Genomic DNA, 11580 nt, shown 5'->3' with positions numbered 1-11580 from the left:
ACGATCTTCCTTCTGGGCATCTTCGGCGAGATCTACACCACCACCCAAGGCGGCCCCGGCTCGGCCTCCACCACCCTGCCTTACATGATCTTCAAACAGGCCATCGTCGCAAAAGACATCGGCCGCGCCGCCGCCGGGGGGATCATCGCCGTGATCCTTGCCAACATCGTTGCCTACTTTCTGATGCGCAGCATCGGCAAGAACCTCGACGCCTGAAGGAGGCACCAGAATGGCTCGCGCCGCATCCCCCCGCCGCAAATTGCTCACCACGCTCGCCGCATGGTTCGTGGCACTCCTCATCTTCTTCCCCGTCCTGTGGATGATCCTGACCAGCTTCAAGACCGAAGCCTCCGCCGTCGCCTCGCCGCCCGAGCTTCTCGGTGCGTCATGGACGCTGGAAAACTACGTCGAGGTCTGGTCGCGTTCCGACTATCCGCGCTTCTTCTGGAACTCGGTCGTGATCTCGGTCGGCTCCACCCTGCTCGGCCTCGCCATCGCGATCCCCTCGGCCTGGGCGATGGCCTTCGTGCCTGGCAAGCGGACCAAGGATCTTCTGATGTGGATGCTGTCGACCAAGATGATGCCCGCCGTCGCGGTGATGATCCCGATCTACCTGCTCTTTCAGCAGCTTGGCCTCTTTGACACCAAGATCGGCCTGATCCTTGCGCTGATGCTGATGAACCTGCCGATCATCATCTGGATGCTCTACACCTACTTCAAGGAAATCCCCGGCGAGATCCTGGAAGCGGCGCGGATGGACGGGGCCGGGATGTGGAGCGAGATCGCCTATGTCCTGACGCCGATGGCGCTGCCCGGCATCGCCTCCACGATGCTGCTGAACATCATCCTCGCCTGGAACGAGGCGTTCTGGACCATCGTCCTGACCACGACCAAGGCAGCCCCCCTGTCGGCTTTCATCGCCAGCTTCTCGGCGCCGCAGGGCCTGTTCTACGCGAAACTCTCGGCGGCCTCGGCCATGGCCATCATGCCGATCCTGATCCTTGGCTGGTTCAGCCAGAAACAACTGGTCCGCGGCCTGACCTTCGGCGCGGTGAAGTGAGGAAATCATGGGTAAGATCGTTCTAAAATCGGTGCGCAAGTCCTTTGGCGACGTGCAGGTCATTCCTTCCGTCGATCTGACGATTGAGAATGGCGAGTTTGTGGTGTTCGTGGGTCCCTCCGGCTGCGGCAAATCTACCCTGCTGCGCTTGATCGCCGGGCTCGAGGATACCACGTCTGGCACTATTGAGATTGACGGCAAAGATGCCACGGCGCTGCCGCCCGCAAAGCGTGGCTTGGCGATGGTGTTCCAGTCTTACGCTTTGTATCCGCATATGACGGTGCGCAAAAATATCATGTTCCCGTTGAAAATGGCCGGGATGGATATTGCGGCGGCCACCAAGAAGGCCGACGCCGCCGCCAAAGTGCTGAACCTGACCAGCTATATGGAGCGTAAACCGGGTCAGCTTTCGGGCGGTCAGCGCCAGCGGGTGGCGATTGGCCGCGCGATTGTGCGCGAACCTGCGGCATTCCTGTTTGACGAGCCGTTGTCGAATCTTGACGCGGCATTGCGCGGCAATATGCGGCTTGAGATCACCGAACTGCACCACACGCTGAAAACCACGATGATCTATGTGACGCATGATCAGGTCGAAGCCATGACCATGGCCGACAAGATCGTGGTGCTTCAAGCGGGCAATATCGAGCAGGTCGGCTCGCCTTTGGATCTGTACAATCACCCGGCCAATGTGTTTGTCGCGGGCTTTATCGGCTCGCCCCGGATGAACCTTTTGACCGGGGCTGATGCGCAGGCAATGGGGGCCACGACGATTGGGGTGCGGCCCGAGCATGTCGATATCTCAACGACGGCGGGCAAATGGAAGGGTGTTGTTTCGGTCGCTGAGCTGTTGGGGTCTGACACCTTTCTGCATGTCAATGTCGAAGGCCATGGCTCGATGACTGTGCGGGCCGGCGGCGATGTCAACCTGCGCCACGGCGATACGGTTTATCTTACGCCACAAGACGCAAAAGTGCATCGTTTCGGCGCAGATGGAAAGAACCTGGCATGAGGCTGGCTGGCAAGACCGCTCTTATCACCGGTTCCGCCCGGGGCATCGGGCTGGAGTTCGCCCGCGCCTATATCGCCGAGGGTGCCACGGTTGCCTTGGCTGATATCAATGCCGAGGCAGTTGCGAAAGCGGCCGCCGCGTTGGGGCCGAAGGCGATTGGCGTGCAGATGGACGTGACCTCGCAAACCTCGATTGATGCGGGATTCGCAAGTGTTATCGCGCAGATGGGGTCGTTGGATATTCTAGTGAACAACGCGGCCTTGTTTACAGCTTCACCGATTGCCGAGATCAGTCGTGCCGATTATGACCGTTTGTTCGCTGTCAATGTCTCGGGCACTTTGTTCTGTATGCAGGCCGCCGCGAAATACATGATTACGCGCGGAAAAGGCGGTAAAATCATCAACATGGCGTCTCAGGCGGGGCGTCGCGGTGAGGGTTTGGTGGCGGTCTATTGTGCCACCAAAGCCGCCGTGATCAGCCTGACGCAAAGCGCGGGGCTGGGGTTGATCGAGCATAAGATCAACGTCAATGCGATTGCCCCCGGTGTGGTGGATGGTGAGCATTGGGATGGCGTTGATGCGTTCTTCGCCAAATATGAAAACAAACAGCCGGGTCAGAAAAAGCGCGAAGTGGGTGCGGCTGTGCCTTTCGGGCGGATGGGCACCGCCGCCGATCTGACCGGAATGGCAATTTTCCTCGCCACGCCCGAGTCCGAATACATCGTCGCGCAATGCTTCGGCGTTGACGGCGGCAACTGGATGGCATGACTATGAACGTATCTTCACAAACCGCGAAACTGCCTGCCTATGACCGCAGCAAGCTGACCCCCGGTATCGTGCATATCGGTCTGGGCAACTTCCACCGCGCGCACATGGCGGTCTATCTGGACGATCTGTTTGCGCTGGGTCTGGCGCACGATTGGGCGATCCTTGGCGCGGGCGTGCGCGAGGGCGATGCGCGGATGCGCGATGCGATGTTGGCGCAAGATTGCCTGTCGTCGATCATCGAGTTGGACCCGAAAGGCCAATCCGCCCGTCGGATTGGTGCGATGATCGGCTTTATCGAGGTGCAACCCGACAACGCCGCCTTGATTGCCGCGATGGCGAAACCTGAAATCCGTATTGTCAGCCTGACCGTGACCGAAGGCGGCTATTTCATTGACCCTGCGACGGGTGAATTTGACCCAAAAGCGCCGGAAATTGCCGCCGATGCTGCCAACCCGCACCGCACTGCTTTCGGTGCGATCATTGCCGCGCTGAAAGCCCGCCGCGCCGCGGGTATTGCGCCCTTCACCGTGATGTCCTGCGATAACCTGCCCGGCAATGGTCATGTGACTGAGGCCGCTGTCGCAGGCCTTGCGCGTCTGTCCGACCCGGCTTTGGCCGATTGGATCAAGGCCAATGTCGCCTTCCCGAATGGCATGGTCGACCGCATCACCCCCGCCACCGGACCGCGTGAGCGCGCGATGGCCGCCGCGTTTGGCCTTGGCGATGATCCGGTTCCCGTCACCTGCGAACCCTTTCGCCAATGGGTGCTGGAGGATAATTTCCCCGCAGGTCGCCCGCCACTGGAAAGGGTTGGCGTCACGTTGTCCGGTGATGTGCACGCCTATGAGGCGATGAAAATCCGCATCCTGAACGGCGGCCACGCCACCATTGCCTATCCCGGCGGCCTGCTGGACATCGAATTTGTGCACGAAGCGATGGCGCATCCGCTGATCCTGGGCTTCCTGAACAAACTGGAAACCACCGAGATCATCCCAACCGTCGCCCCGGTGCCCGATACCAATCTGGTAGATTACTACGCCAAAATCGTTGAGCGGTTCTCCAACCCAGAGGTCGCTGACACCGAGCGCCGTTTGTGCCTTGATGGGTCCAACCGCCAGCCGAAGTTCATCGTGCCACCTTTACGCGACCGATTGGCTGCGGGGCAATCCTGTGATGGCTTGGCCCTCGTCAGCGCTTTGTGGTGCCGCTATTGCACCGGCACCTCGGACAAGGGCACCTATATCCCGCCGAACGATCCGAACTGGGAAGCGCTGCAAGTTACCGCCAACGCCGCGCAAACCAACCCGCAGGCTTGGCTGGACCAGCGCATGATCTATGGCGATCTGGCTGACAACCCGACCTTCCAAGCGGCCTTTGCCACCCAACTTGCTCGCGTGCGCGACGAAGGCACGGAAGCGGCGTTGCGCGCTTACATCGGCTGATCCTTACCGAACAGCCGATGTGCAGCCGCGCAGACTTCCTCACACGCGCGGCTGCGCTTATCTCTGCCTCAACAGGTGGGCGTGCTGGATTGTCCCGCACCGCCCTTGGAGACAGTTATGACGTTTGAATTGGGCCTTGATACCTTTGGCGATGTGACCGTCGACGCCTCAGGTGCGCAAAAACCGATGGATCAGGTGATCCGCGATGTGGTCGAAGAAGCCGTGGTTGCCGATCAGGCGGGCGTGCATTTTATCGGCTTGGGCGAACATCACCGCCCGGATTTCGCGATTTCTTCGCCCGAGGTGATCTTGGCGGCGATTGCCGGGCGCACCAGCAAAATTCATCTGGGTACGGCGGTGACGGTATTGTCGTCGGATGACCCGATCCGGGTGTTTCAGCGCTTTTCGACGTTGAATGCGATCTCGAATGGCCGGGCTGAGGTTATCTTGGGCCGGGGCAGTTTTACCGAAAGCTATCCATTGTTTGGCTATGCGATGGATGATTATGAGCTGCTGTTTGAGGAAAAGCTGGATATTTTTGCCAAGCTGGTGCGCGAACCTACGCTCACATGGTCGGGTGAAACCCGCACGGCTTTGAAAAATCAGACCGTCTATCCTCCGGTTGGGCCGAAGCAACTGACCACCTGGGTCGGCGTTGGTGGTTCTCCGGAATCGGTGGTGCGGGTAGTGCGGCAGGATTTGCAGCTGATGCTGGCGATCATCGGTGGCGATCCGCGGCGTTTCCTGCCCTATATTGACCTCTATCACCGCGCGGTGGATCAGTTGGACAAAACCGTGCGCCCGATCGGCATTCATTCGCCGGGGTTTGTGGCCGAAACTGATGAGGCCGCGCAAGAGGCGCTTTGGCCGCATTACCAGACCATGTTTGGCCGTTTGGGCCGTGAACGTGGCTGGCCGCCGACAACCAAAGAGCGGTTCTTGGACGAGGTTCACCACGGCTCGCTGTACGTCGGCGCGCCGGAAACTGTGGCCAAGAAGATTGCGGCGACGATCCGCGATCTGAAGATCCAGCGATTTGACATGAAATACGCGACCGGGCCGCAGCCGCATGATCAGTTGATCAACTGCATCCAGCTTTATGGCGAGAAGGTGATTCCGATGGTGCATGATCTGTTGGCGGCCTAGCCGCAAACGGGGAAAGTTCAGCAAAAGCTGCGACGGGACGACCCGCCGCAGCTTTTGTCTATGTATCCGCGCCGCGATTCCGATCTCGCCATGAGAATGCCAAGATTTGCGCGCAACATTGCACAACTCTAAGCTTTGTCGCCGCTTTGGCGAGGAGACCGCATGCTCGATATATCGCCGGACCGGCTGACCCTTGAACCCATTGAGATCGCCTCACGCGATGAGATTGAGGCGCTGCAACTTTGCCGTCTGAAATGGTCGCTGGGCCATGCCTATCACAACGTCCCGCATATCAAAGCCGCCTTCAAAGCCGCAGGTGTACATCCCGATGATCTGCGCAGCTTAAGCGATATTTCGCGCTTTCCCTTCACCACCAAAGCCGATCTGCGCGCTAATTATCCCTTCGGCCTGTTCGCCGTGCCGCGCGAAAAGGTTGTGCGGCTGCATGCGTCCTCCGGCACCACAGGTAAGCCGACCGTGGTGGGCTATACCGCAAAAGATATCGACACTTGGGCGCATCTGATGGTCCGCACCATGCGGGCTTGCGGCACACGGCCCGGTGAAGTGGTGCATATTTCTTTCGGCTACGGGCTGTTCACTGGTGGCTTGGGCTTTCACTACGGCGCCGAAAAAATGGGCTGCACGGTGGTGCCGGTGTCGGGCGGCATGACGCATCGGCAGGTGAACTTGATTGAGGATTTCGGCGCCACCACCATCTGCTCGACTCCGTCGTATATGCTGTCGATCCTAGATGAATACCGCGCGCAAGGCCGCGATCCGCGCAAAAGCCCGCTGCGGGTGGGGATATTCGGCGGCGAACCTTGGACCAACGCGATGCGGGCCGAAATTGAGACCGCGTTTGATATGCACGCGCTGGACAACTACGGGCTGTCCGAGGTGATCGGGCCGGGCGTGGCGGCGGAATGTGTGGAAACCAAGGATGGCTTGACGCTGTGGGAAGATCATTTCCTTGCCGAGATTATTGACCCCGACACCGGCGCCTTGCTGGCGGACGGGGAATATGGCGAGTTGGTTTTGACCTCGCTGACCAAAGAGGCGATGCCAGTTGTGCGGTATCGGACGCGGGATTTGACGCGGATTCTGCCCGGCACGGCGCGGTCGATGCGGCGGTTGGAGCGGATGCGGGGGCGCAGCGATGATATGATGATTCTGCGCGGGGTGAATGTGTTCCCTTCCCAGATTGAGGAGCAGGTGGTGGCGTATCCCGGCCTTGCACCGCATTTTCAGATTGAGCTGCGCCGGGATGGTCGGCTGGATTCGATGCGGGTGCTGGTAGAGGCCGTGGCGGCAGCGGATGCGACGGAATTGGCGCGGCTGGGGGCGGGGTTGCACAAACGGATCCGGCAGATGTGGGGGATCAATGTAGAAGTTTTCGCAGGCCAGCCGGGGTCTGCGCCGCGCAGCGAGGGCAAGGCGGTGCGGATCGTCGATCTTCGGCCGAAGATTTGAGGTTTTTGCGAAGGGTCCCAACTCGGGACCTTTTTTAGTTGTTTAAGATCAATAGTTTAGGGTGATGAATTTAAGGAATCTTTAAGGATTTGGCAGTTTACTGAGGATTGGCGGGATGATCCTCCACCCGTGACCTGTGTTCAAATGGTTGGTGGGGGTATGTTATGATGGTGCCGATACGCCTCCAGAGGTGAGCATGCCGGGGCATGTGATTGCGGGCGGCTACCGTGATGGGCAGGTTTGGCTGGATATGGTATGAGTGGGGCGGATGCGAGCGGTGGGTTGCACCCACTCTACGCTGCGACAACGGCGGGGTTCGCGGGTTGCGGCGAGGGAGCGCGCCGGGCCGCAGTATTTGCGCCAAGATGAAACGGTAAGGCGGATGAGTGTCAGGTTGCGGCAGTAAGGCCATGCCAACGGGGCGTGGCAGTGATTGCATTTCCGCCCCCCTCGGACTATTTGACGATAGACCGATGCTACCGCAGGACAGGCGATGAACTGGATTTCTAACTACGTCCGCCCGAAGATCAACTCGCTGTTTTCGCGCCGCGAGGTGCCAGAGAATCTTTGGACGAAATGCCCGGAATGCGGGACGATGCTGTTTCACCGCGAACTGGCGGCGAATCTGAACGTCTGCACCTCGTGCGATCACCATATGGCGATTTCGCCGCGCGATCGGTTTATCGGGCTGTTTGACGTCGGCGTGTTTGTCGAAGTGAAAGTGCCGGAGCCGCTGGTTGATCCGCTGCATTTCCGCGATCAGAAGAAATACCCGGACCGACTGAAAGCGGCGCAGAAAGTGACCGGCGAGCGCGAGGCGATGCTGGTGGCCGAGGGCGAAGTTGGCCGCACGCCGATCATCGCAGTGGCGCAGGATTTTAGTTTCATGGCAGGCTCCATGGGCATGTATGTTGGCAATGCCATCATTGCGGCTGCGCAGCGGGCGGTGGCGACGAAACGTCCGCTGGTTCTGTTTTCGGCGGCGGGCGGCGCGCGGATGCAGGAGGGGATCTTGTCCTTGATGCAGATGCCGCGCACCACGGTGGCGGTGCAGATGCTGAAAGAGGCCGGGCTGCCCTATGTCGTGGTTTTGACGCATCCGACGACAGGCGGCGTCACGGCGTCTTATGCGATGCTGGGCGATGTGCAGATTGCCGAACCCAATGCGCTGATCTGTTTTGCAGGACCGCGTGTGATCGAGCAAACCATCCGTGAAAAACTGCCAGAGGGCTTCCAGCGCGCCGAATATCTGTTGGATCACGGTATGTTAGACCGGGTGACGCACAGGAAGGCTATGCGTGAGGAATTGGTGACGATCTTGCGGATGTTGATGAACCAATCCCCTGCGGTGAAGGGAGATTTGCCGCCACCGGGCGATATTCTTGAGGCGGCTGAGGTCAAATCGTGAATTCTGACGCAGTTCTGGAACGGATGATGACGCTGCATCCCAAGGTGATCGACCTTGTGATGGACCGGGTGGAGCGGTTGCTGGCCGCATTGGGTAACCCCGAGCGGTCGGTGCCTCCGGTGATTCATATCGCCGGGACCAACGGCAAGGGCAGCACGCAAGCGATGATCCGCGCCGGGCTGGAGGCGGGCGGATCGCTGGTGCATGCCTATACCTCGCCGCATCTGGCGCGGTTTCATGAGCGGATCAGGTTGGCGGGTGAGTTGATTTCTGAGGATGCTTTGACGGCGTTGCTGGACGAATGTGTGGTGGCCAACGGGCCGGATGAGATCACGTTCTTTGAGATCACAACTTGTGCGGCATTTCTGGCGTTCAGCCGGGTTAAGGCGGATTACACCTTGCTGGAGGTCGGCTTAGGCGGGCGTCTGGACGCAACGAATGTGGTGGCAAAACCGATTTTGACGGTGATTACCCCGGTGTCGATCGACCATCAGCAATATCTGGGTGAGACTTTGGCCGAGATCGCGGCCGAAAAGGCCGGGATTTTGAAGCGCGGCGTGCTTTGTGTGATTGGGCCGCAAGAGGACTCTGGCATGGCGGTGATTGAGGCCCGCGCGGCGCGGTTGGGCTGCCCGGTGCTGGCGTTTGGTCAGCAGTGGAGTGCTTGGGAAGAACGCGGGCGGCTGGTTTATCAGGATGAAAACGGGCTGCTGGACCTGCCTTTGCCGAACCTGCCGGGGCCGTTTCAGATCCAGAATGCCGGGGCTGCGATTGCGGCGTTGCGGGCTTTGGGGAAAGATCAGGCTGCCTGTGAGGCGGCGGTGACCAAGGCCTATTGGCCCGCACGGATGCAGCGCTTGCGGGTGGGGCCTTTGGTGGAAAGCGCGCCGGGTGTCGAATTGTGGCTGGATGGTGGACATAATCCGGCGGGGGGTGCTGCGGTGGCGGCAACGTTGGCGCGGATGCCCGTGCGTGAGACGCATCTGATCTGCGGCATGCTGAACACCAAGGATGTGCGCGGCTATATGGAACCGCTGGCGCCGCATGTGACGCGGCTGCACGCGGTGTCTATCCCCGGTGAGAAGAACACTTTGCCTGCCGAAGTGACGCGGGATGCGGCTTTGAGTGTCGGGATGGATGCCGTGGTGGCGGGGTCTGTCGCCGAGGCCTTGGTGGCGATTGTCGCAGGGTCACCGGGTGCGCGGGTGCTGATCTGCGGCTCGCTGTATCTGGCGGGTGGGGTTTTGCGCGAAAACGGCTAAGGTTTTGCGCCGTAGCGCGCCATGAACATCGAAACAGCGCCCTCGATCACGCGGGTGGCGTCGGCTGCGGTGCAGCAGGGCATTGGCGTGAAAATCATCCGATCTTGGATATCTACTTTACACAGTTGCGCGAATTGCGCGGCGGCGAAGGGGATGTCTTCGATGATCAACTCGCCGCGCTCGGTGGCGCAGCGCAGCATTTCTGCGATGCGGTCTTGCACCAGTTTCGGGCCGGAGTGGTAGAATTGATGCGCCACGGCGGGGAAATTCTCTGATTCTGCCACGGCGATGCGGTAGATGCGCTGGCCAAAATCAGACAGCATGAACGTCGTGATCTTTTGCGCGGCCAAACGCAGCACATCGGCGATGGGCGCGTTCGGGTTGATGTGGGATTCGGCATCGTCGGCTTGGCGGCGACATTCCGTGCTGGCAATTTCCAAGAAAAGCAGGCGTTTGTCAGGGAAATAGGCGTAGAGCGTGGCTTTCGACACCCCTGCCTCGCGCGCGATGTCATCGACCGAGGCGCGTTCAAAGCCGTCGCGCATGAACACAATACGCGCGCCCTCCAGCACCTGATCGAACTTGCGACCCTTAACGATCAGTTGTGGCTTGGCACCCATGCTGTCCCCCATACCACAGTCTATAGCGGCGGCGGGGGGACGGGCAAGCGGTTGGTCACTTGCCGGGCTGGGCAGCATTTTGCGCCAAGACGGTGGTGGTGGTCGGCGGGAAGGTCAGGTCGGGCAGATTGATGCTCATCGAGAAGGCCGAGGCTTGGGTGGCGGCGGCGAGGGTAAGCAAGACAGCGGTGGCGAAGGATTTCATAACGGGGCCCTTTATCTGAACTCAGCGGTTCAAAATAGAAAATGAACTGGTTAGTTCAGTTTAGCAAGTGAAATCTGAACTTAACGGTTCAAATTGCGATTTGGGCTTGGCAATCTCTACGCGGCTGGACTATTTAGAATCATTCCAAACATGATCGAAACGAGGCTGACATGGGTTTCAATATTTCCAACCGAAGGCGGTTTGCGGATCTGACCGAACAAGAGGTGTTGGCGCTGGCGATTTCGTCCGAGGAGGATGACTCGCGGATTTACCGGACCTATGCTCAGGGCTTGCGGGCGGAATATCCGGCTTCGGCGGCGGTGTTTGATGCGATGGCTGTTGAGGAGGACGGGCACCGCCAACGGCTGATTGATCTGCATGTCAGCCGCTTTGGCACCGTCATTCCGCTGCTGCGGCGCGAGCATGTGGCGGGTTTTTATGCGCGCCGGCCGATATGGTTGACCGAAAATCTTGGGCTGGAACGCATCCGTGACGAGGCCCGCGTGATGGAGCATGATGCTGCAGAGTTCTACCTGCGGGCGACGGCGCGGACCACGGATGCGGCGACGCGGAAGTTGTTGGGCGATCTGGCGGCAGCCGAGGCTGGGCATTTGCAACGCGCCAAGGTGCTAGAGGCCGATCTGCTGGGCCCAGAGGTCCGCGACGGCGAGGATAAGGTGGCGCGGCGGCAGTTTATTCTGACTTGGGTGCAGCCGGGGCTGGCGGGGCTGATGGATGGCTCGGTCTCGACCCTCGCGCCGATCTTTGCGACGGCGTTTGCGACGCAGAATACCTGGACGACGTTTCTGGTCGGATTGGCGGCGAGTGTGGGGGCGGGGATCTCGATGGGGTTCACCGAGGCCGCGCATGATGATGGGGTGCTGTCGGGGCGGGGCTCGCCTTACAAGCGGGGTTTGGCCTCGGGGGTGATGACGGCTTTGGGCGGGCTTGGGCACGCGCTGCCCTATCTGATCCCGGATTTCTGGACTGCGACCTCGATTGCGATGGTGGTGGTGTTTGTGGAATTGTGGGCGATTGCTTGGATTCAGAACAAGTTTATGGAGACGCCGTTCCTAAGGGCCGCATTTCAGGTGGTGCTGGGCGGGGCTTTGGTGTTCGCAGCAGGGGTGTTGATTGGCGGTGGCTGAGGGGTGGTCCGGCTGTGGGACTGAAAGGGAACGCTTCTAAATC

Annotated in this window: 11 protein-coding genes and 1 pseudogene; 10 read left to right on the top strand and 2 right to left on the bottom strand. The window is 59.9% G+C overall.

Going from position 1 to position 11580, the window contains the following annotated elements:
• The 9 genes and pseudogenes from Q7V03_RS13135 to Q7V03_RS13095 all read left to right on the top strand — a co-directional run.
• Positions 1-216, top strand: a pseudogene (locus tag Q7V03_RS13135) (sugar ABC transporter permease); the annotation flags it as partial.
• Positions 217-229: 13 nt separating this feature from the next.
• Positions 230-1060 carry a carbohydrate ABC transporter permease gene (locus tag Q7V03_RS13130; protein ID WP_304926042.1) on the top strand — a complete coding sequence of 277 codons (831 nt, stop codon included), beginning with the start codon at positions 230-232 and terminating at the stop codon, positions 1058-1060.
• Between the two features lie 7 nt (positions 1061-1067).
• Entirely contained in the window at positions 1068-2069 is a 1002-nt protein-coding gene (locus tag Q7V03_RS13125) for an ABC transporter ATP-binding protein (RefSeq protein ID WP_304926041.1), read from the top strand.
• Positions 2066-2836: an L-iditol 2-dehydrogenase gene (locus Q7V03_RS13120; protein WP_304926040.1), complete on the top strand. Its 771-nt coding sequence runs from the start codon at positions 2066-2068 to the stop codon at positions 2834-2836. The genes Q7V03_RS13125 and Q7V03_RS13120 overlap by 4 nt, the downstream gene beginning before the upstream one ends.
• 2 nt (positions 2837-2838) lie before the next feature.
• Positions 2839-4278, top strand: coding sequence for a mannitol dehydrogenase family protein (locus tag Q7V03_RS13115; protein ID WP_370651124.1), 1440 nt, complete (start codon positions 2839-2841; stop codon positions 4276-4278).
• A 117-nt stretch (positions 4279-4395) separates the two neighbouring features.
• Positions 4396-5424 carry an LLM class flavin-dependent oxidoreductase gene (locus Q7V03_RS13110; RefSeq protein WP_304926038.1) on the top strand — a complete coding sequence of 343 codons (1029 nt, stop codon included), beginning with the start codon at positions 4396-4398 and terminating at the stop codon, positions 5422-5424.
• A 162-nt stretch (positions 5425-5586) separates the two neighbouring features.
• The gene (locus Q7V03_RS13105) at positions 5587-6894 is read left to right on the top strand and encodes an AMP-binding protein (protein ID WP_304926037.1); all 1308 of its coding nucleotides are present in this window, start codon (positions 5587-5589) and stop codon (positions 6892-6894) included.
• A 493-nt stretch (positions 6895-7387) separates the two neighbouring features.
• Positions 7388-8302, top strand: coding sequence for an acetyl-CoA carboxylase, carboxyltransferase subunit beta (gene accD / locus Q7V03_RS13100; protein WP_304926036.1), 915 nt, complete (start codon positions 7388-7390; stop codon positions 8300-8302).
• A gap of 23 nt (positions 8303-8325) precedes the next feature.
• A complete protein-coding gene (locus tag Q7V03_RS13095; protein ID WP_304926044.1) occupies positions 8326-9564 on the top strand; it encodes a folylpolyglutamate synthase/dihydrofolate synthase family protein in 1239 nt (412 codons plus the stop codon).
• On the opposite strand, the gene Q7V03_RS13090 is transcribed toward Q7V03_RS13095, so the two are convergent.
• Both Q7V03_RS13090 and Q7V03_RS13085 read right to left on the bottom strand, forming a co-directional pair.
• Positions 9561-10184, bottom strand: coding sequence for a TetR/AcrR family transcriptional regulator (locus tag Q7V03_RS13090; protein ID WP_304926035.1), 624 nt, complete (start codon positions 10182-10184; stop codon positions 9561-9563). The two genes, Q7V03_RS13095 and Q7V03_RS13090, sit on opposite strands and share 4 nt — an antisense overlap.
• 55 nt (positions 10185-10239) lie before the next feature.
• A complete protein-coding gene (locus Q7V03_RS13085) occupies positions 10240-10389 on the bottom strand; it encodes a hypothetical protein (protein ID WP_304926034.1) in 150 nt (49 codons plus the stop codon).
• Between the two features lie 170 nt (positions 10390-10559).
• On the opposite strand from Q7V03_RS13085, the gene mbfA reads away from it, so the two are divergent.
• The gene (gene mbfA, locus Q7V03_RS13080; protein WP_304926033.1) at positions 10560-11537 is read left to right on the top strand and encodes an iron exporter MbfA; all 978 of its coding nucleotides are present in this window, start codon (positions 10560-10562) and stop codon (positions 11535-11537) included.
• The last annotated feature ends 43 nt before the right edge of the window (positions 11538-11580 follow it).

Origin of the sequence: Cypionkella sp., assembly GCF_030652235.1 — a bacterium.
Classification (GTDB): Bacteria; Pseudomonadota; Alphaproteobacteria; order Rhodobacterales; family Rhodobacteraceae; genus Cypionkella.
This window is presented reverse-complemented; position numbering and strand designations above follow the sequence as displayed.